This window comes from Lentilactobacillus farraginis DSM 18382 = JCM 14108 (assembly GCF_000583655.1).
Classification (GTDB): domain Bacteria; phylum Bacillota; class Bacilli; order Lactobacillales; family Lactobacillaceae; genus Lentilactobacillus; species Lentilactobacillus farraginis.
On the sequence record NZ_BAKI01000006.1, the window covers coordinates 80,331 to 100,999 of the forward strand.

General features: G+C 39.8%; 24 protein-coding genes, 1 tRNA gene, 2 pseudogenes and 1 other annotated feature. Of the genes and pseudogenes, 21 read left to right on the top strand and 6 right to left on the bottom strand.

All coding sequences use genetic code 11. The annotated features are described in order from the left end of the window. The first annotated feature begins 19 nt into the window (after positions 1-19). The 8 genes and pseudogenes from JCM14108_RS03975 (at position 20) to JCM14108_RS04010 (ending at position 6,738) form a co-directional block, all read left to right on the top strand. Positions 20-766 (top strand): glycerophosphodiester phosphodiesterase family protein, encoded by a 747-nt coding sequence (locus tag JCM14108_RS03975; protein WP_035178561.1) that lies wholly within the window; start codon positions 20-22, stop codon positions 764-766. Next, positions 763-1,674 carry a tRNA (adenosine(37)-N6)-dimethylallyltransferase MiaA gene (gene miaA, locus JCM14108_RS03980; protein ID WP_035178562.1) on the top strand — a complete coding sequence of 304 codons (912 nt, stop codon included), beginning with the start codon at positions 763-765 and terminating at the stop codon, positions 1,672-1,674. Before JCM14108_RS03975 ends, miaA begins: the two co-directional genes overlap by 4 nt. A 98-nt stretch (positions 1,675-1,772) precedes the next feature. Next, entirely contained in the window at positions 1,773-2,174 is a 402-nt protein-coding gene (locus tag JCM14108_RS03985; protein ID WP_003554282.1) for a MerR family transcriptional regulator, read from the top strand. A 14-nt stretch (positions 2,175-2,188) separates the two neighbouring features. After that, a complete protein-coding gene (glnA, locus tag JCM14108_RS03990; protein WP_035178563.1) occupies positions 2,189-3,532 on the top strand; it encodes a type I glutamate--ammonia ligase in 1,344 nt (447 codons plus the stop codon). A gap of 189 nt (positions 3,533-3,721) precedes the next feature. Next, a complete protein-coding gene (locus JCM14108_RS03995) occupies positions 3,722-4,606 on the top strand; it encodes a hypothetical protein (protein WP_035178564.1) in 885 nt (294 codons plus the stop codon). Continuing rightward, on the top strand, positions 4,599-5,534 hold the full coding sequence (locus JCM14108_RS04000; protein WP_035178565.1) for a hypothetical protein: 936 nt from the start codon (positions 4,599-4,601) through the stop codon (positions 5,532-5,534). The genes JCM14108_RS03995 and JCM14108_RS04000 overlap by 8 nt, the downstream gene beginning before the upstream one ends. Positions 5,535-5,649: 115 nt before the next feature. Beyond that, a pseudogene (locus tag JCM14108_RS04005) lies at positions 5,650-6,188 on the top strand (dUTP diphosphatase). Positions 6,189-6,664: 476 nt separating this feature from the next. Then, a tRNA-Arg gene (locus JCM14108_RS04010) sits at positions 6,665-6,738 on the top strand. Between the two features lie 614 nt (positions 6,739-7,352). Here the strand turns inward: JCM14108_RS04010 and JCM14108_RS04015 are convergent. The 5 genes from JCM14108_RS04015 to JCM14108_RS04040 form a co-directional block, all read right to left on the bottom strand. After that, positions 7,353-7,709 (bottom strand): site-specific integrase, encoded by a 357-nt coding sequence (locus tag JCM14108_RS04015; RefSeq protein WP_035178566.1) that lies wholly within the window; start codon positions 7,707-7,709, stop codon positions 7,353-7,355. A gap of 105 nt (positions 7,710-7,814) precedes the next feature. After that, the gene (locus tag JCM14108_RS04020; RefSeq protein ID WP_035178567.1) at positions 7,815-8,099 is read right to left on the bottom strand and encodes a hypothetical protein; all 285 of its coding nucleotides are present in this window, start codon (positions 8,097-8,099) and stop codon (positions 7,815-7,817) included. A gap of 67 nt (positions 8,100-8,166) precedes the next feature. Continuing rightward, positions 8,167-8,607: a hypothetical protein gene (locus JCM14108_RS04025; RefSeq protein ID WP_035178569.1), complete on the bottom strand. Its 441-nt coding sequence runs from the start codon at positions 8,605-8,607 to the stop codon at positions 8,167-8,169. Beyond that, positions 8,597-9,214: a hypothetical protein gene (locus JCM14108_RS04030; RefSeq protein ID WP_152536903.1), complete on the bottom strand. Its 618-nt coding sequence runs from the start codon at positions 9,212-9,214 to the stop codon at positions 8,597-8,599. Before JCM14108_RS04030 ends, JCM14108_RS04025 begins: the two co-directional genes overlap by 11 nt. 300 nt (positions 9,215-9,514) lie before the next feature. After that, a complete protein-coding gene (locus JCM14108_RS04040) occupies positions 9,515-10,612 on the bottom strand; it encodes a hypothetical protein (RefSeq protein ID WP_035178572.1) in 1,098 nt (365 codons plus the stop codon). A gap of 378 nt (positions 10,613-10,990) precedes the next feature. Beyond that, positions 10,991-11,068: a sequence feature (ribosomal protein L21 leader region), on the top strand. A gap of 17 nt (positions 11,069-11,085) precedes the next feature. Between JCM14108_RS04040 and rplU the strand changes: the two genes are divergently transcribed. From rplU to recN, 13 genes and pseudogenes are all read left to right on the top strand, one after another. Continuing rightward, the gene (rplU, locus tag JCM14108_RS04045; RefSeq protein ID WP_035178574.1) at positions 11,086-11,394 is read left to right on the top strand and encodes a 50S ribosomal protein L21; all 309 of its coding nucleotides are present in this window, start codon (positions 11,086-11,088) and stop codon (positions 11,392-11,394) included. A 28-nt stretch (positions 11,395-11,422) separates the two neighbouring features. Then, entirely contained in the window at positions 11,423-11,758 is a 336-nt protein-coding gene (locus JCM14108_RS04050) for a ribosomal-processing cysteine protease Prp (RefSeq protein ID WP_035178576.1), read from the top strand. A gap of 22 nt (positions 11,759-11,780) precedes the next feature. Beyond that, on the top strand, positions 11,781-12,074 hold the full coding sequence (gene rpmA, locus JCM14108_RS04055) for a 50S ribosomal protein L27 (protein ID WP_035178577.1): 294 nt from the start codon (positions 11,781-11,783) through the stop codon (positions 12,072-12,074). A gap of 230 nt (positions 12,075-12,304) precedes the next feature. Beyond that, on the top strand, positions 12,305-12,865 hold the full coding sequence (efp, locus tag JCM14108_RS04060) for an elongation factor P (protein ID WP_035178579.1): 561 nt from the start codon (positions 12,305-12,307) through the stop codon (positions 12,863-12,865). Positions 12,866-12,896: 31 nt separating this feature from the next. Continuing rightward, complete coding sequence (locus JCM14108_RS04065; protein WP_035178580.1) at positions 12,897-13,331, top strand: Asp23/Gls24 family envelope stress response protein; 435 nt, start codon at positions 12,897-12,899, stop codon at positions 13,329-13,331. After that, positions 13,331-13,744, top strand: a complete 414-nt coding sequence (gene nusB / locus JCM14108_RS04070) for a transcription antitermination factor NusB (protein WP_035178582.1) — start codon at positions 13,331-13,333, stop codon at positions 13,742-13,744. The genes JCM14108_RS04065 and nusB overlap by 1 nt, the downstream gene beginning before the upstream one ends. A 121-nt stretch (positions 13,745-13,865) precedes the next feature. Then, positions 13,866-14,732, top strand: coding sequence for a bifunctional 5,10-methylenetetrahydrofolate dehydrogenase/5,10-methenyltetrahydrofolate cyclohydrolase (locus tag JCM14108_RS04075; protein ID WP_035178584.1), 867 nt, complete (start codon positions 13,866-13,868; stop codon positions 14,730-14,732). Next, a complete protein-coding gene (gene xseA, locus JCM14108_RS04080) occupies positions 14,722-16,068 on the top strand; it encodes an exodeoxyribonuclease VII large subunit (RefSeq protein ID WP_035178586.1) in 1,347 nt (448 codons plus the stop codon). Before JCM14108_RS04075 ends, xseA begins: the two co-directional genes overlap by 11 nt. Position 16,069: 1 nt before the next feature. Continuing rightward, entirely contained in the window at positions 16,070-16,348 is a 279-nt protein-coding gene (locus JCM14108_RS04085; protein ID WP_152536904.1) for an exodeoxyribonuclease VII small subunit, read from the top strand. Next, positions 16,323-17,246 (top strand): polyprenyl synthetase family protein, encoded by a 924-nt coding sequence (locus JCM14108_RS04090; RefSeq protein WP_035178589.1) that lies wholly within the window; start codon positions 16,323-16,325, stop codon positions 17,244-17,246. The genes JCM14108_RS04085 and JCM14108_RS04090 overlap by 26 nt, the downstream gene beginning before the upstream one ends. Further along, positions 17,227-18,041 (top strand): annotated as a pseudogene (locus JCM14108_RS04095) (TlyA family RNA methyltransferase). The gene JCM14108_RS04090 and the pseudogene JCM14108_RS04095 overlap by 20 nt, the downstream one beginning before the upstream one ends. A 32-nt stretch (positions 18,042-18,073) precedes the next feature. Then, positions 18,074-18,529: an arginine repressor gene (locus JCM14108_RS04100; RefSeq protein WP_035178591.1), complete on the top strand. Its 456-nt coding sequence runs from the start codon at positions 18,074-18,076 to the stop codon at positions 18,527-18,529. A gap of 40 nt (positions 18,530-18,569) precedes the next feature. Beyond that, entirely contained in the window at positions 18,570-20,264 is a 1,695-nt protein-coding gene (gene recN / locus JCM14108_RS04105; RefSeq protein WP_035178593.1) for a DNA repair protein RecN, read from the top strand. Between the two features lie 100 nt (positions 20,265-20,364). Here recN and JCM14108_RS04110 read toward each other — a convergent pair. Next, a partial coding sequence (locus JCM14108_RS04110; RefSeq protein WP_081759841.1) for a hypothetical protein occupies positions 20,365-20,669 on the bottom strand: 305 nt, incomplete at its 5' end.

The window sequence follows — 20,669 nt, forward strand, 5'->3', positions numbered from 1 at the left end:
ATTAAGGAGCTGCAATTGCATGCAAATTGATACGAAAATAATTGCCCATCGCGGCAGTCGGGGAACCCGACCGGAAAATACACTGATTTCCTTTAAAACGGCAATTGATGAAGGTGCCGAGGGCATTGAAACGGATGTCCATTTTTCAAAAGATAAGCGGTTCATTATTATGCATGACGAAACGGTTGACCGAACAACTAACGGGACCGGATTGATTATGGACAAACCACTGGCTGAAATTAAGCAACTGGATGCAGGCATTAAATTTAGTGAGGAGTTCAAGGGAACCAGGGTACCGACACTTGAAGAGGTTGTTGAAATGCTGATAAAAATAAATTTCACAGGAATTTTCAATTTGGAATTAAAAACCAATAAGATTCATTACCCTGGGTTGGAGCGGGCTGTTTATGAGTATTTTGCAGGGCGCCACTATCCGTTTCAACTGATTTACTCCAGCTTTAATGGCAAATCATTGGAGATTTTAAATCGAATTGATCCGCAGGCATATAAAGCCAGAATATTTAGGACGGCGGCCAAACAAGCTAAAACACTTAAACGCAGTAAAGTAATTGAAGATTTTCACCCCGATATCCGTTGGGTCAAAAAGCACCCATTTTACGCCGCTGCACGGCATTTAAGACCATGGCTGGTTAATTCTACTGAAGACATGCAATACTGCTTTGAACGCAATATGGCAGCCATTATTACGGATTATCCGGGTAGGGCGGTTCAAGTGAGAGCGGAAATGCGGGGTGGCTTGATTTGAAAAAGGTTTTAGCAATTGTCGGTCCAACAGCAGTTGGCAAGACAGCCATGTCAATTAAACTGGCACGACAGTTTCAAGGCGAAATTATTTCCGGAGACTCGATGCAAGTATACCGTGGCCTTGATATCGGAACGGCTAAGGTAACCGCTGCCGAAAAACAAGGGGTTGTCCATCATTTAATTGACGTTAGAAATATTACGGAACGATTTTCAGTAGCCGACTTTGTTGCTGAAGCAAGTCGATTAATCGACGAGATTATTGCCAGGGACCATTTACCGATTATTGTTGGTGGTACCGGCTTTTACTTACAGGCACTGTTGGAAGGCCTTGAACTTGGCGGTGATCAGTTTGAAAGTGATAAGTTGAGGCGGCAGCTGATGGAAACGGTTCAGCAGGCCGGTAAAGCCGCCCTGTATGAACGGTTGAAAAAGGTTGATCCAAAAGCAGCCGAACAAATTTCGCCAAATAACGTTCGTCGGGTTATTCGCGCCTTGGAGGTTTACTTGAAGACCGGTCGGCGGTTTTCGGATCAGGTAAACCACCCTCGCCGCTATGACCCGTTGATAATCGGCTTAACAACCGAGCGACAAAAGCTGTATGCACGTATTAATCAACGGGTAGATTTAATGATGACCCGCGGTTTGCTTGAAGAAGCCCGGTACCTTTACGACAAGGGCGGCAACCGGCTCCAGGCAGGTAAAGGAATCGGCTACCATGAATTTTACGATTATTTTGAAAATAATATTGACTTGTCGACGGCTGTTGACAACGTCAAAAAAGATTCCAGGCATTATGCCAAGCGTCAACTGACTTGGTTTCGAAATAAAACTAAGCCAACTTGGTACGACGTCATCGACTGCCCTGACGATGTCAAACGTCTTCAACACGATGTTGAAGAATGGCTTTAAACCAAGGATTGAAAAAATGATGTCATAAAATATAACATTTGGGCTTGACTTTGTTTGTGGGAATGGTATTATGATAACAAGAATTTAGGAGGTGAAACATGCGAGAGAAGGAACTACGGCGTTCAATGTCAGTTTTGCCCATCGGAACCGTCATGAAACTTACCGACTTGACTGCCCGACAGATTCGATATTATGAGCAGCAGGATTTAATCAAACCTGTTCGTAATGAAGGTAACAGGCGAATGTATTCGCTAAATGATGTCGACAGGCTTCTCGAGATCAAGGATTACCTGGATGATGGTCTGAACATTTCTGGGATTAAAGAAGTTTATAAGAAGCAGGAACAACTCGAAGATGAACGGAAAAAGAATTTACAAAAGGGTCTCACTGATAGCGATGTCAGAAAAATTCTTCAAGACGAATTTATGAATATCGGTGGGCTGAAGCCGCCTTCTTCGACGTTTGACAATCCAAATAATTTCCACAAATTTAATGAGTGATAGGAGCGTTATAAATGGCCACGAGACACAATTATTCAAAAGATGATATTCGCAAGATTGTAAAGGATGAGGATGTTAAATTTCTTCGTCTGATGTTCACTGATTTGTTCGGAACAATTAAAAATGTTGAGGTTCCCATCGGTCAACTGGACAAGTTGCTTGATAACAAGTTGATGTTTGATGGTTCTTCAATTGAAGGCTTTGTTCGAATTGAAGAAAGTGATATGTACTTGCATCCTGATTTATCAACTTGGATGATCTTCCCATGGAGTACCGATCGCGGTAAGATTGCCCGTGTGATTTGTGAAGTTTACACACCGGATGGCGAACCATTTGCTGCTGATCCCCGCAACAACTTGATCCGGGTACTTAATGACATGAAGAAAGCCGGTTTCACATCATTTAACATTGGACCGGAACCTGAATTCTTCCTGTTTAAGATGAATGAAAATGGTGACCCAACATTACATTTGAATGATAAGGGAAGCTACTTTGATATGGCACCGATGGATCTTGGCGAAAACTGTCGTCGTGAAATTGTGCTGACACTTGAAGAAATGGGCTTTGACGTTGAAGCTGCCCATCACGAAGTGGCACCTGGCCAACATGAAATTGACTTTAAATATGCCGATGCCTTAACAGCTGCTGATAATATCCAAACTTTCAAGCTGGTTGTTAAGACAGTTGCTCGTAAATACGGCTTGTACGCAACCTTTATGCCAAAGCCGTTGAGTGGGATCAATGGATCCGGTATGCATATCAATATGTCACTCTTTAATGATTCTGGAAATACCTTCTTTGATAAAGACGGTGAATTGGAATTGTCACAGGAGGCTTATTACTTCCTTGGCGGTTTGCTGAAACACGCGCGTTCCTTTACTGCCGTATGTAATCCAATTGTTAACTCCTATAAACGACTGGTTCCGGGCTTTGAAGCACCTGTTTACGTTGCCTGGTCAGGTTCAAACCGGTCACCATTAATTCGAATTCCGAGTGCTCGAGGCAACTCAACCCGACTCGAATTAAGAAGTGTTGATCCTGCTGCTAACCCATACTTGGCAATTGCGACAATTCTGGAAGCCGGCTTGGATGGTTTGAGAAATCAAATCGAACCGGAACACAGCGTTGATCGGAATATTTACCGGATGAATGCTGAAGAATTACAGAAGAGTCATATCCAAAACCTGCCTGATACACTACACAATGCGTTAAAAGATCTTTCAGCTGATGATGTCATGAAGAACGCATTGGGTGAACGTCTCTACAACAGCTTTATTGAAGCGAAGAATCTTGAGTACGATTCATATCGGACCCAAGTATCCGAGTGGGAACGTGATCAATATCTCGAAAAATATTAATTTATAGTTATTTAAATATATCTTAATAAACTCATTTAAAGTCCTAACGGGATGCAGTAAATAGCCGTTAGGGCTTTTTCTGTTTTTATTTATAAAATATTCCGAAATAACCATGTTTAGGCTTTATTTATCGGTGTTTTTCAGATAACATTGATTATATAAATAACGGGGAAAAACGAGGCTATATTTATGGAAAGACAAATGGAAACGGATCAATTCAGTCAAAATGATACGCTCCTCTCCAAAGCATTAAAGGAAAAGGTTCAGTATTTAAACGATTTAAATGATTCTGTTAAAAATGGTGATGATTTACGGATTTACCAATTAATGGATCCAAACCGCTATGCAAATGAATTGGCAACCGATCAGGCCACAGGGGATACCCAAGTTGACTATTTTGGTCTGGCATCTGATCTAACAGCTGAATTAAGTCATCATTTAAGTAATAAACTGATTGACTATTTGGGGGTTACATATCCATTTTTTTATTATCACGAATATGAGTTAGGCAAATTTCAAGTCTATTTTGGTAATTGGTGGGATCATCGAATGTTCGGTGAATTGGATCCGATCAACATCCGATTTAATTTTGATGATAATGAGTATCACATCTTGGCGCAATCTTTTCAGCTGGAGGCTGAGAATCGGCGGGTTAATGATGCTGCCATGCAAAAACTGGGTGATGAAAATGAACGAATCACCAAGCTCATTAACGAACAGGATCAGCGTGACCGCCGTAAAGAGGAAATTCGGCAACAGTTAAAAGAGAATCAGGAAAAATCACCAATGCCTTGGGAAGCTGGCAAAGTCAAGGAAGAACGCCAGCGATTAAATGATGAAATGCTAAAGCTGACCCAAGTTGATGAAGAAGCCGCAAGTGGTCGGTCAACGATTAAGCAGAATGAAAATAAAATACTGGCACTATCAAAGGAAGAGACGATTTTATCTTTGGAAAAGCAGAATATCCGGGCAACTTTTGGCAGTTTTGAAGCATTCATTGAAAATAACAATCAGTTATACGTCAAATACCTACAAAATCTTGCTCAAGAATCGCAGGTGAGTGACGGTGAGTAATGAATCAGAAGAAAAAATCATGACTACCGCTGAATTGCTGGCCAATTATAGTGATTCCATTCAACAAGGACTTGATAATGGTGCTCAGTATTTAAAAGCTTTTCATGCGTTAAGTGAAACGGACGATAATCAAAGTCTGCTGTCTGCTGCTGTGGCACTAACCAATTTTGGTTTGAACACGGAATTTGTCACCTTTCCACATCAATTTTCCGATGAAGATGTGCAACTGATTTTCTTTTCGCGGTTACTGTCATTGTCAGGAATTAATAGTAACTTTCAAATTAGTAACCCACAGCGGGTTCAAAAACTTTTGTGTCGGTTTGACTCACTTGGTGACCAAACATTTACCTTCACAAAATCAAGTAAAAATGCTGATGGCTTTTTCTTTGGCCCAACGTTTAATAATCGACCGCTTTTTTATTTAAATTTGAAAAATAAAGAGCTGATGTTTCATGGTTCTTCGTTAATTCAATATTTTGTTGTTGACTTGGCAGAACTGGAAGTTAATGCCATTAAAGATACTTTAAGACTTCTCACGCGAGCCGCTGCTATTCTTAAAGAAAAATTTGGCTTTAAGATTGATTTTAATGTATTGGATAGTGTTAATGGCGAATTCTATCAGTTTGCCGCCGGTTCATTGTCGGAAAATGTGATGGATGAATTGTTTGTTAAGTCCGCTGAGAATCATTTCGTGCTGATGGCTGAAGATAACGGTGGGGCGTCGTTAACGTTGGACAATGGGACCAAAATGACGGTTTACGATGCGGATTCGAATAATAGCCGGCCGCGATGGGGCGCCACCATTCATGACGATCAACAGAGTGAAAACTGGCTGTATTTATTGTTGGATTATCCATTTATCAAAAAATGGTATTTGAATAATCAAAAACAGCTTGAAATTTTGTCGAACCAATTTGTTTTTGGATAACCGGTTAAAAATAGATATTTTTGCTTATCCTGATTAATTGATCGATGAGAAAGCGACCAGTAGTGGGATGAGTCGATTATGAATTATTAATAGCTAATGTAAGTGAGGTATTGGAATGGATCTTCAGGCACTAATTTCTTCATCGGTTTATTTAAACCGGCAAATTGAGCAAAAGAAGCAGATTTTTTGGTCAAATGAAGCAGGATAAAGAACGCGTTTGTATCATTGGATGTTGAATTGGCTGAAATGGCCAATACTTCTGAATGGTTTAAGGTTTGGAAAACGCATCGCGGTAAAAGTGATACGGATAAAACACCCCGGGAAACGCTTCTGTATGAATATGTAGACGCAATGGATTTTTATCTCTTGATTTCGAATCTGAAAAACTGGAACCACTTTGTACTTGATTCGGAGAAAGACCTTGAGAAGATCAAGCATCTAAAGAAGGAAGACAACCTGGACAAACAATATCTTGCACTGAAACGAATGTTGTTCGATGCCTATTTTAACCATAGTGGAGAAAGTTTTAATCATTCTTGGCGGCTCTTCCTTAAATTTGGCTTGGTTGATTTTGGGTATACCGAAGAGGAAATTGAAGCAGCCTTTAACGACAAGAATAAAGTTAATTTGGAACGTCAGGATAATAATTATTAATTAACTGGATTTTAATTTAAAATCCGTCAGCAGCTCTTTTTGGGGGGCTGCTTTTTGTATACGACGGATTTAATGACTGCCTTTATTGCACAATAGAAATAAAAAAAGCAACCATCGTCTTGGCTGCCTTGAATAAATGGCTTATTTACGTTGAGCCAAATGCTTTGCATTCTCCTTTATGGATGTTGGAGAACCGATGAAATACTGAATAAGTCCACAGACTGCGAAAATTAAAACAATAAAAAGAACGAATCCCACAACTTCCACCTCCTAATAATATAGGTAGTATCACTACTATCTATTTTAATTATCCGGCTACGACGTCTAGAATTCAAATATTATGCATGAGAGAAAATTTCATTTAATAAAAACGAAACTTTCTTAAGAAAAACGCAATTAGTTCAGGAAGTGGTTGGTGAATACAATTTTACATTGACGTGCCCCTTTATTTTCCTTATAATGGTTATTGTTGATTTGTCGCAATAGCTCAGCTGGATAGAGCAACGGTCTTCTAAACCGTAGGTCGAGAGTTCGAATCTCTCTTGCGACATAAGAGCAGTTTTAGCCACTGAAAGTAGTTGAAACTTATTGATGAAAAAGTCCCTTGAATCGTTGATATTTAACGGTTTGAGAGGGTTTTTTTGTTTATCTAATTTGCAATTTTTTCAATGCTTTTCAGTGGTGCGTGCAATAAATGTGCAATAGATTGTTGCGCTAAGTTGTTGATAATAAAGGGAGAAGCATTCTACTGCACACAAACTGTGCAATAAAAAAATTAGTCATTTGTGACGATGCCGTTGATTGCCTCTTGTGCTTTGGAACTTTCTTCGTTTTCTGCCGATTTCAAAAGATGCGCATAGACTTGTTGTGTAATGGCTACGTTTTCGTGTCCTAGACGTTTTGAAATATATTGAATAGAGAGATATGTTTAGCAATTAAAAAGCTGGCGTGAGAGTGTTTTAGGCCATGATATGTAATCGGCTTATGAATTGTTTTTCTTTGGTAGTATTTGCGCAGACGATTATTTAAATACGAATTACTCGGAACATTTTTTTTGACGAGTGAAAAAAACAAAATTATTAGGATTCTTAAACTCGTTTTTCAAAATATATTGATTTGTTGTAACTGAGCGCCACTTTTTTTAGGCAAAAATCAATTGGCCGTTTAATGTGATTTTTCGTTTCGAGGATAAGGTTTTGGTTTCAGTAAACTGATGGCTATATAATCATAGGCACGATTAATGTGCATTAAGGATTGATCTAATTCAAGATTATCCCAAGTCAGACCGATTGCTTCTTCGTAACGAATGCCAGTCATTAAAGCTGTTAGAATCATGATTTCTGGACAGTTATCCATTGTATTAATGTGATTAGTGCAATAAGTTCCTAACGATTGAATATCGTCAAGTTCAAGATATTTCATAGCAGCAGATTTAGTAGGCTTGCCAGAAATTTGAGCGCCATCAGTAAAATTGTCCCTAATTTTATGCTGCTGAAAAGCCTTAGTAATTGCTGCCCTCACTTGGGTATGAACTTTTTTTACCGTGCTGATCTTATATTTTGTTGCTAGCGTATTCAGGAAACTTTGGTAATTGTCGTAACTGAGTGAATTGAGCGAACGATTACGTCAGTAAATTTCGACCAGCCTAAGTGTTGATTCGTACCGCCGCTTAGTTGTATCTCTGATTACCGGTTCTTTATAAATCCGATACCATTGATCAAGATAGTCGGGCAGGGCTTGGTCAGAATATGTATAAATATCGCCCTGCCTTTTCTGCTCTTCCAGAGAAGTGATCCAATCCTTGACATCGCTTTTACGGTCAAAAATTCTACTTGGCTGTGTTCGCTTTCCATTTTGCGTAACAGAAACTCTCGCAAAGCATTTATTTTTAACCTTTATAATTGTATCCATATGCCGATCTCCTTTCGTACATACGTTCTTTAAATATCAAAAATAAAAGCCCAATTAAGGGGCTTGATTATAATTTGAAAATTGTTTTAACAAGCAAAATAACGAATGGAACAATAATGCCCGCACTTATAATTCCCATTATCCACCAGGTTATTTTTGATAAGCCTCCAACGCTTGTTTCTAATGCATTTATCTTTCCCGATAGATCAGAATTAGCTTTGTCAATTTTTCCGGTTACGTTAGATTGAATGGTATCTATTTTTCCAGACAACTCGGTAATTTGTTTTGATGTCTCAGCCTGGGAAAGCTTGATATCTTTTTGCAAAGATTCCATAGCCTTATCCAGTTCTCTGTGAGTTACGTGATCATCCATATTTCCACCACCTCCATCATTGCCACCATTATAATCCGATCTCTCTCTTTTAGGTAATGATGAAGTATTTAAATAAGCATCTTTGAAATCGTTAGGGCGCATTGGAATAACATTATTTTTTTCGTCATTGTTCATTATTATTTTCTCCATTGTTCCCAAAATATTTAAATCTCCCAGGTACATTAACAACCAATAGGTTTTCAGCTTCAACTGATCGCTTGGTATCTATAAAGATTGCAATCTGAAAATAATAATTTCCATAAGATAAAGTCTTGGAGTCGAAAGAGAAATCTCGAAATGGATTTAGTCTTACAGTAAACAGTGCCGGTTTTTTTAAAGAGGGGTAAGCCGATAAAGAAGCGGACTTTACATCTAAAGTTTGGGTATGTGTTGGAATTTCTTTGATGTCTTTAACAGACTTTGAAGTATTATCAGAGATCACTAAGCTTAATTGAATTAGCAGACTTGGAATTAAACTCTGCCCATTCAACATTTCGCCTTTATAGTACGAAGTTAAAAGGCCATTAAGTTCAATGTATGGTTTTTCTTTTGTAATTTCTAAGGGAACATAATCAGATAAAGAGTCTCCATTAATTGAAAAGCCACTAATAAAGAAACTTTTGGGGAGCATAGTTTTTACCTCCTTCATGTGGTTTGTAAAATAAAAGCCCGGTTGAGAGCCTACATTAATATTTAAACCAACTTGTACTGTTTGTTCTTGCATAATATGTTTTTGAGCCATGACCGCTGACATGTAGCATATAGCCATCTTTACCCATGTGGTAAAACGGTTTGATGTGGATATGCCTGCCAGGGGTTAGCCAGATGCCTTTGCCAAGTCGGCTGTTGGCAAAGTTGCCGCCCCAGATAAACCGATAAACTTTGATTGTTCTGGTGACGCGTGCAAAAACGCATTGAACTTGCATGAGTGGTTATCATATTTTCCCCGTAAAATACGGGAGCTGCTAAAGTCATACTAGCGACCATTAAAGCTATTTTCTTAGTAAAATTCATGATGCTCTGTCTCTTTTCTAAATAATTTTTACATTAGCTTAGTAATGCCGTTATCATTTAAAGCTGAATATTCCATTTTTCCATTTCTAAAAGTGAAATATAAAGTTTGAAAGTTTTCATTAAATGCACGAAGTTCGTAACGGTTGTTTCCCAAATATCTGCAAATGTCCTCACTCGATTCTTTTAAATCGCTTTCCCAATTTTTAATTGAACTAACTGCGTAACTATGATTGCTTTGTAATTCCGCCTTTATGTCATCAATCTTTGGAAAGGGCATACCAACATCGAATATCTGATGATCCTCATCCAGACGCATAGGTTGATTTCCCTTAACTCGGTCAAAAACTTCTTGGGGCGTTAGATATTTTTGTGAGGGATTATTGTCATCGTCAAAAACAAATCCACTGTGATCAGAATGATCAGCAGGTGAGTTATCTTGCGATAATTTATTTTTTGGGGCAACTTGGTGTGAATCTAAGTCACCACTAATTAATCGAGTAAGATAAATAGCAATCTTTTCACCATCAATGTTGCCAGTAAGATAGACAGTCTTACCCGAATTTTTCATGATACCGACAGCATCAGAGTAGGGAATAATATTGGCAATTGTTCCGTAAGTTGATTGACGAGTGGTACCGTTATCAGCAACCATGACTAACCGTTTATTTGTCAGAATTAAATTGCCAGACAAAATTGTTTCAAGAGAAGTCTCTTTTTCTCGAAATGGCTTAATTGACCCAGCACGCCAATACATCCCCTTCATAATACGAACGCTTGAAGTTAGGCCGTGGTATTGAATGGATCTTGTGTGAGTTCTTGGTTCAACCCAGTTTGCAGTAATATTTGACTTAAAATAAATTTTTTCGTTATTTTTTAGAATAAGATCGTTACTAGAATCATTTTCAGGCACTAGACTGTCATTTTTTAGCTGCTTAATTTCTTGCTCTCGTTGATTTTCTGCTTGCTGCTGAGCCTGTCTTCTTTCTGGCGCTGAATGATAACGACTGGCAACGTAGCCAATTCCAAATATTACAGCTATTGGTACCCAATATATCCAATAGTCATAAGCAAACACTAAAAGAATCGCAATGGCAAGATATCCTAAACACCCCAAATTGTTTTTCATTATTTCTGCTTCCCCAAAGTAAATTCAGCTTTTAATGTCGTCAGTTATTGGACATCTCTTATTACAATAAACTGGTTGAAAATACATATTTCCCTCAATATTTTAAAATTTATTTGCCAGCTTTTAGAACAGATCAGTTTCAAACATAGTAAGCCACAACTTTCTCTTTAACCTCTTCAATTAACGCAATACTTTGACTTACACGTCTAGAGTACTATTACTACAGAAGAAAATAAACATAAATACTCCTTTAAATCAAGAAAACCCCTAAAAAATAAAGAAGTAGTCCACACAATCAAACTTTTTCAGTTTTATCCCACATTTAATTTGACGAAAGCACCTCATTTATGTATACTTAGAACGTTGTAATTGTGGCTTCCACAGCTACAACCGCTCGGTTCAAGCTATAAGATCCCAATTGTGGGACGCTTCGTTTCGGCGAGTCTAAGCAATATTATAAGGAGGTGCACAACGTGTACGCAGTTATTACTACAGGCGGTAAGCAGTATAAGGTTTCAGAAGGTGACGCTATTTACGTTGAAAAGTTAGACGCAAATGAAGGCGATAAGGTTACTTTTGACCAAGTTGTTATGGTCGGCGGTGATTCAGTTAAGATTGGTACGCCAACAGTTGATGGCGCATCAGTAACTGGCACTGTTGAAAAACAAGGTCGTCAAAAGAAGATTATTATCTTCCGTTACAAACCAAAGAAGGGCTCACGTTCCAAGAAGGGCCATCGTCAACCATATACAAAGGTTGTTATTGATTCTATCAAGGCTTAATTTACGGATATAATGAGGTACTGATAAGATGATTAAAGCGACTATTCACCACTATAAAGGCCATGTGGCGGGATTTACCATTACCGGGCATGCCGATGCTGGTGAATACGGACAGGATATCGTTTGTTCAGCTGTTTCGGTGCTCAGCATTACCACTGTTAACGGTCTTCAAGAAGTCGTTGGCCTGGATGTTGATGTCGACAGTGATGAAAAAAACGGTGGTTACTTATCGGTTGAAATACCAGTCACTACCAATTCAACCAAGCAACTTCAATCCGATGCGGTATTGAAGACGTTTGAAAACGGGATGGCTGACATCGCAACAAGCTATAGTCAATATATTAAGTTGAACGTAGAAAATTAAACTTTAATCTGGAGGTGTCGATATGCTTGCAATGAATTTACAATTCTTCTCTCACCATAAAGGTGGTGGATCAACTGCCAACGGTCGTAACTCAGCTGGTCGTCGTTTAGGCGCCAAAGCTGCCGACGGTTCGTCTGTTCACAGTGGTTCAATTATTTATCGTCAACGTGGAACACACATTTACCCAGGTAATAATGTTAGTCGTGGTAACGATGATACGTTATTTGCATTGGTTGATGGTGTTGTTCGCTTTGAACGTAAAGGACGCGACAAACGTCAAGTTTCAGTTTACCCAGTTACTGAAGCTGCTAAGTAACAATTATTAACAAGCGTTAAAAGAGGGCCGATTGGTCCTTTTTTTATGCTTTTTCCAATTATAAACAGTCAATTAAGGTTTGGACTGGATTCACGAAAAATTGGCTATTTACGATCAAATTATTATATAATCAAAGTATGTTACTTTACAATGAGGCTGTTTGTATTGAAAATGAATAAAGGAATCTTTTTCAATACTGACAAACAGGTATTTTTAGGAGGAACAAATTAATGGCAATTTCTACTGCTGATTTTAAAAATGGATTAACGATCGAAGTCGATGGCGCGATTTGGCGAATTTTAAGTTTTCAACACGTTAAGCCCGGCAAGGGTGGCGCTTTTGTTCGTTCAAAATTAAAGAACCTTCGAACAGGTGCTGTTCAAGAAAAAACTTTTAGAGCCGGTGCCAAGATGGAACAAGCTCAAATTGACCAGCGAAAGATGCAGTATTTATACGCGGACGGTGACATGCACGTCTTTATGGATATGGATACTTATGAACAAATTTCAATTCCGGCTGAACAAATTAAAGCCGAATTGAACTATCTTCAAGAAAACATGGAAGTTAACGTTATTCAGTATGGTAACGAAACGTTGGGAGTTGAATTGCCAAATACCGTAACGCTTGAAGTTGCTTCAACCGAACCCGGCATTAAAGGAGATACGGCATCCGGTGGTTCTAAACCGGCAACGATGACAACCGGCCTGACACTTCAAGTACCGTTCTTTGTTAATCAGGGCGACAAGTTATTGATTAATACGACGGACGGTACTTACATTTCGCGGGCATAATTCTTTTTTGGACAGAAACGGAGGCTTTAAGATGGCTGAAGATACGAATATTGTTCTTCATACGAACGATCCAAAACTTGGTAAAATTGAACTTGCTACCAATGTTTTAGAAATTATTTCGGGGATTGCTGCATCGCAAGTTGAAGGTGTTAATCGGATGCGGGGGTCTTTCTCGTCCAGCGTTAATGAATTGTTTTCACGGAAAAAAGAACATGGTAAAGGCGTTAAGCTGACTTATCAGAATGAAGAATTGGTTTTTGACATTTATGTTTACTTGAATTACGGTGTTTCAGTTCCAAAAGTTGCACTTAAAATTCAGGAACAGGTCGAACAACAAGTCTTTTTCATGACTGGGTTACATGTTCACGAAGTCAATGTCCATGTGCAAGGGGTTATTCCGGAAAAAACAACCAGCTCGGTTGACCCGAATAATCCGTTTGCGGACGAAGAGAATGGTGAGGCATAGTGGAATTAACACGACACCAAATTCGCGAGATTGCGTTTCAAACGTTATTTGCGTTGAATGCCAATCAGCAAACAAATAAAGAAGATTTTTTTGAAGCTCTGACAAATGGCAAGTACGGTGATCAATATCCCAAGTATCTAAATGAGTTGGTAACCGGTGTCATGGCAAATAAAGAAGCGCTTGACAATTTAATTGAGAAGTATTTAAAAAGTGGCTGGTCAATTAACCGAATCGCCAAAACCGATTTGGTTATTTTGGAAATTGCCCTTTATGAAATGCTGCATGTAGATGATCTCGCCGCAAAAATTTCGATCAATGAAGCGATTGAACTGGCTAAAAAGTACAGTGATGACCGCTCTCGAAAATTTGTTAATGGGATTTTGTCACATGCCCTCGAAGAACTGGTAAAATAGATTTACACGATTGTAAATCTATTTTTTCTTTACACTCGTTAATATAAAATTATGGTTGACATTCATGCCTGCTTAAAGCGGTTCTGAAGAATTGTCATAAACAAGGGAGAGAATTGAAAAGATGGCGACAGTAATTGATGGAAGAGCATTGGCAAAGAAACTTAATCAGCAAACCAGCGAACGGGTTAAAAAAATGCAGGAAAACGACGGCATAACCCCCGGCCTGGTTGTCATAATTGTTGGTGAAGATCCGGCAAGTCAACGGTATGTCCGCAATAAACACCGCACGGCCCAGCGATTGGGAATTAATTCAATTGTCAAACAGCTGCCTGAAGATGTTTCGGAAGAAGAATTGTTAAAGTGGGTTGATCAGTACAACAATGATCCGACGGTACACGGTATTCTTGTTCAGGATCCGTTGCCTGATCAAATTAATGAGAAGGATATTACCCGAGCAATTTTGCCAGAAAAAGATGTTGACGGTTTTCACCCAATTAATGTCGGTAAATTGTTTTTAAATGATTCAACCAAATACCCGGTTTCCTGTACGCCTAAAGGAATTATGACCATGTTTTCCGAATATCACATTAATCTGGAGGGCAAAAACACGGTGATGTTGGGTCGCAGTGCCATTGTTGGTAAACCAATGGCTGCTTTGATGTTAAATGAAGGTGCCAGCGTCTCAATTCTTCACCGGCTGACCAAAGATATCACCGAGTATACTAAAAATGCTGATGTGATTGTCTCCGCAACCGGTCAACTACATACGTTAACAAAAGACGATGTGAAGGAAGGCGCAACGGTGATTGATGTTGGCCAAAATATTAATGAAGCGGGCCACTTGGTTGGCGATGTTGATTATGATGATTTATTTGATAAAGTTGCCTATATTACACCGGTTCCTGGTGGTGTTGGCCCAATGACAATTGCAACTTTAATGCAGCAAAGTGTTGATTTGGCAGAATGGAGCATTCACCGTGACGACTGAGTATTTGTCAATAACAGCGTTAACGAAATATATTAAACGTAAATTTGACGTGGATCCCTATTTGACCAAAGTTTATTTAACCGGTGAAATTTCAAATTTTCGATTGCGACCAAATGCCCATCAGTACTTCAGTTTGAAGGACGATCATGCTAAAATCAGTGCGATTATGTTTAAATCGGCTTTTAAACGAATTAAGTTTATGCCCGAAGAAGGTATGAAAGTGTTGGTAACGGGTCACGTTTCGGTTTATGAGCCGGGTGGCACTTATCAAATATATGTGGATAGTATGGAGCCGGATGGTGTCGGCCAACTTTATCAAGCTTATGAGCAACTTAAGCGAAAACTTGATAAGGAAGGTTTGTTTAGTCAGCCTAAAAAAGCACTGGTTAAATATCCCAAACGAATTGCGGTTGTCACTTCACCAAGTGGTGCCGTCATCCGCGATATCATCACGACAGTCCGGCGGCGATACCCAATTGCTCAAATTGTTCTTTTTCCGGCATTGGTTCAGGGAAACGAAGCCAGTGCAGATATTGTTCAACAAATTAAACGGGTTAATCAAATTGGCAACTTTGATACACTGATTATCGGACGTGGCGGTGGCTCAATTGAAGATTTGTGGCCTTTCAATGAAGAAAACGTTGCCCGGGCAATTTATGAAAGTCAAATCCCAATTATTTCCTCGGTTGGCCATGAAACAGATACAACCATTGCCGATTTGGTTGCGGATGTTCGGGCAGCAACGCCAACGGCAGCCGCTGAGTTGGCAGTTCCCCGTTTGGATCAAACGCTGGTTGAATTAAAAACAACGCAAAATCGAATTATTAATGCTGAATACCAGCTAATTGAACAGGCCAAATTAAAACTGAAACGATTGCGGCAGTCAACAGTCTTCACTTCCCCTCAACGTATTTATGAAGTTTTTTCCCAAAGGCTTGATTTGTTGAATCAACGTTTGTTAAATCAGTCGGGAAAAGTAACCGATTTAAGAAAAAATACGGTTTCACAATTGACTATGAGATTGAAAATGGTTGCACCAACCTATGCCATTAAGGAACAGCAACAGAAATTACACGTTTTGGAACTGCGGCTTAAACAAAACCAGCTTCAAAATTTGAGTAGAACTAAGCAGCATTACCAAATGTTGGTTAGCTCGCTGGACCATCTGAGTCCTTTAAAAATTCTGGGTCGCGGCTATACCTATACGACTGATGATAGCGGTCGCTTTATTAGTCGACTTGCCGATTTGAATTCTAAAACAATTAATGTTCACTTTACCGATGGCATTGTCAACGCGACCGTCAATAAAATAACCAATCAAAAAGAGGATGAGTAAAATGACAGAGCCGAAAACCAACGAAACGTTCGAACAAAAAATGGAAAAATTGGAAACAATTGTTAACCAGCTTGAACAAGGCAATGTTTCACTTGAGGATTCCATGGATAAATTTAAGACGGGGATTAAATTGAGTGAAGAACTCCAGTCAACGTTGACCAATGCTGAGCACACGATGGCTAAGATGATGGATAAAGACGGCAACGAGAAACCATTCGAAAATCCGTCCGACGGTTCCGACGATAATAATGAGGATGATAATAATGGACAGCAGGCTTAACCGGTTTGTGGCGGCATGGACACCTAAGATTAATCACGTTTTAAAAACGGATATTGAACCAGATACGGATCAACGACGATTGTTTGAAGCGATGAGTTATTCCGTTAACGCTGGTGGAAAACGATTGCGGCCACTGCTGACTTTGGCTACGCTAACTGTTTTTCGACAAACAATTACTGATTCAAAATTAAAGGCTGCGTGTGCTTTGGAATTAATGCACACGTACTCGTTGATTCATGATGATTTGCCGGCAATGGATGATGATGATTTGAGAAGGGGTAAACCAACCAATCATAAAGTGTACGGTGCCGGAATGGCAACGTTGGCCGGTGATGGCCTTCAAGCGTTGGCCTTTCAGTGGGTTGTTGATAATGAATTGGCTGCCCAAACACGTTGTCAATTGTCCCTGGCGTTGGCCAAAGCAGCCGGTCCACACGGAATGGCGTCGGGACAGGCGGACGATATCCAGTTTGAAGGCACCCGGCTGCGGCTGGCAGAACTTCAAAAGCTCGACCGCAATAAGACCGGCGCATTGATTTCCTACGCGGTTCAAGCTGGACTGATTATGGCAGGGGTTGCTGAAAAGGATCAGCAGCCATTATTGGATTTCGCGCGTAATTTTGGGGCAGCTTTTCAAATTTATGACGATATCTTGGACGTTGTGGGTGACGAAAAAGCCATTGGCAAGCCGGTTCATCAGGATAGTGGTAAAAATACTTATCCGAACCTCTTGGGCTTGGCTGGCGCTTATGACGCCTTAAAAAAGACGGTTGATCGCGCAAAAGACGCTTTGAAAACAGCTGATCAAACACTGCAAGTCGATACGTCATTACTGGAAGATTTCTGTAGTTATTTTGTAATTAAGGATGAAAAGCACAATGGAAAAACAACGCGTTGATGTTTTATTAGTAACCCAAGGTTTGTTTGATACCCGCGAAAAAGCAAAGCGGGCCGTAATGGCTGGTGAGGTTTTGGGGGATAATGAGGAACGGCTTGATAAGCCGGGAATGAAGATCCCGGTAGATACCGAGTTGCATTTAAAAGGCAAACCAATGCCCTATGTTAGTCGGGGTGGCCTAAAATTGGAAAAGGCACTTCAAGTTTTCAACATAGCAGTTAAGGGGCTGACGGTCCTGGACATCGGTTCTTCAACCGGCGGCTTTACGGACGTCATGCTGCAAAGCGGTGCTAAGCTGAGTTATGCATTGGATGTTGGCAGTAACAATTGGTTTGGAAATTACGTCAGGACCCGCGGGTGGTTGTGATGGAACATACAAATTTCAGATACAGCAAGCTGGCGGACTTTACACAGGGTCAGCCACAGTTTGCGTCAATTGATGTTTCTTTTATTTCGTTGGAACTGATTTTGCCACCGCTAAAAACGATCCTGGTTCCCAATGGACAGGTAGTTGCTTTAATTAAGCCACAGTTCGAAGCCGGCAAACAAAATGTTGGTAAACATGGCATTGTTCATGACCCGGCTGTTCACAGAATGGTTTTGGAAAAGATTTTAAACTTTGCGTTAACAGCGGGCTATTCAGTAGAAAATCTCGATTTTTCACCAATTAAAGGTGGTGCCGGAAACATTGAATTTCTGGTTGCCTTAAGATCAGTTGATAAACCGGCAATGAATCCAGATATTTCAATTGAAAAAGTGATTGAAAACGCTTATTCTGAATTAAAGAGATCATAAACAATTTCTCATTAATTTTTGGAGGTGTTCGTATGCGAAAAAAAGATCGGCAGCGATTGATCAAGCAATTACTCGTCAGTAATGACATTCAACGCCAAGAAGATTTCGTTGCTTTATTGGGTGAACAGGGGGTTAAAGTCACCCAGGCAACGGTTTCTCGGGACATAAAAGATATGCAGCTGGTTAAAGTCCCATCGATTACGGGAGGCTATCGGTACAGTTTGCCGACTCAAAAAAATGTTGATACCGAAAAGAAATTAATTCAAACAATTCGGGATTCCTTTGTGTCGGTAGATTCTCAGGATAAATTTGTTTTTATGAAGGTATTACCGGGTAGCGGTCCGGTTATTTCGACGTTGTTGTATCAGATGAATTACAGTGAGATATTTGCGACGATTGGCGATGATAGTACCGTCTTTATTGTCTGCAAAACAAATCGGGACGCGGTTGATTTTCGTGAACGAATTAATGGTATGGTCGGCAGCTGATCGGCTAAAGCGATTAATAATCATTTGAAAGGGTTTAGACATGTTACTTGAATTATCTATTACTGACTTTGCTATTATTGAACATTTAGATATTGAATTTCAGTCCGGGATGACTGTTTTAACCGGGGAAACCGGTGCCGGAAAATCTATTATAATTGATGCGGTTGGCTTATTAGTTGGCGGTAGGGGATCTCACGATTTGATTCGAACCGGCGCTAAAAAATCGGTAATTCAAGGCAACTTTATCCTGAGTGATGATAATCCTACATACGAAGTTCTTGATGAACTTGGGATTGACCATAGTGATGGGAATGTCATCATTGAAAGAGAGCTGTTTGCCAGCGGCCGAAACAGCTGTCGGGTTAATGGCATGATGATTAATATCGCCACACTTCGTCGCATTGGTGAAACAATGGTTGACATTCAAGGGCAAAATGAGCATCAGGAATTAATGCGACCGGAACGCCACATTGAATTATTGGATGAATTTGCAGAAGACGAAATCCAACCAATCCTAAAAGTTTATCAACGTGATTACGATCAATTTGTTAAACTACGGGCAATTAATGAAAAAAAACACCAAAATGAAAAGGAATGGGCCCAACGAATGGACATGCTGAAATTTCAAATTAAAGAAATTGAAGCGGCCGACTTACATGAAAATGAAGATGAGGAACTGACGGCCGAGCGGGATCGGTTGAATAATTTTCAAAAAATTCATGACGCACTGCTTAATAGTTATGAAGGAATCAGCGGTGAGGAGAACAGTTCACTGGATTCGATTGGGGCTTCGATGAGTGCGATGCAGGAAATTGAGGATCTTGATCCGGATTTTAAACAAATTTCGGATGACCTGTCAGGCGCGTTCTATACGCTCCAAGATGTTGCCAGTCAAATTTCCGATCAATTGAGTAATTTGGAATTTGATCAGGAGCGCTTGGATCAAGTTGAACAACGACTTAGTACGATTTATCAGTTAAAGCACAAGTACGGGGATTCAGTTACCCAAATTTTGGATTATTTACAGAAAATTAAAGCAGAGTTAGGCGAAATGTCCGGAAATGCCGGTACCGATGATAATCTCGAACAGCAATTGGCGGCCATTAAGGCTGATTTGGTGAAAAATGCCAAAAGAATCGGCGACATCCGCCGACGATATGCTAAGGAACTGGAGCGGGCGGTTCATCAGCAGCTTCGTGATCTTTATATGGACAAGGCGGTTTTTGAAGTTCATTTTAAGGAAAACCAAACACTGAACCGATTGGGTGCCGACCAGGTTGAATTTTACATTCAAACCAATCCGGGTGAAAAAATGCTGCCATTGGTTAAATCCGCCTCAGGGGGAGAACTTTCAAGAATTATGTTGGCCCTTAAAACAATGTTTGCCAGAGCTGCCGGCGTAACGTCGATTATTTTTGACGAAGTCGATACCGGTGTTTCCGGCCGGGTCGCTCAGGCAATGGGAAATAAAATTTATACAATTTCAACTAAATCACAGGTGTTGTGCATTACGCATTTGCCTCAAGTAGCGGCAATGAGTGACCATCACTACTTTATTCAAAAAAAGATTCATGATGGTCGAACAACGACTACGATTACCGAACTTAATTCCCGAGATAGCGTTGATGAGATTTCCAGAATGCTGTCAGGAACAGCTGTTACCAAGCTGACTAAGGAGCACGCCGGCGAGTTAATCCGTTTGGCAGATGAAGAGAAAGCCAAGATTCGTGAATAACGGCCATGCGGAAAGGTACAAAAAAGAAGCTGGATAAATTGATTTTTTATCCAGCTTCCTGCCATAAGATAAGCGATTGGTTAAAATTAATCAGGATTGATTAAGGTTGATCAATTCGTTTGATGGATTGAATTTCCACAATGTTTAAGATTCGGGACAGTTTTTGATGTGAATCTGTTAATAAATAACGTTTTTGGGACAGCCGTCGCATTTTGCCGTGCATAGCCGGTGTGCCATTATTAAACTGGATTTCAATAACCAGTTTTTGTTGAAGCGCCTTATCAATGAATAGTCGGATCTGAAATGCCGGCATTTGCGGTATTTTTTCAGAGCCGGCTTTTGGCTGGTCAAGCGCGAAGAAACGACGATAATTATTTTTGACGGTATCTCGAATTTCTGTTAGAT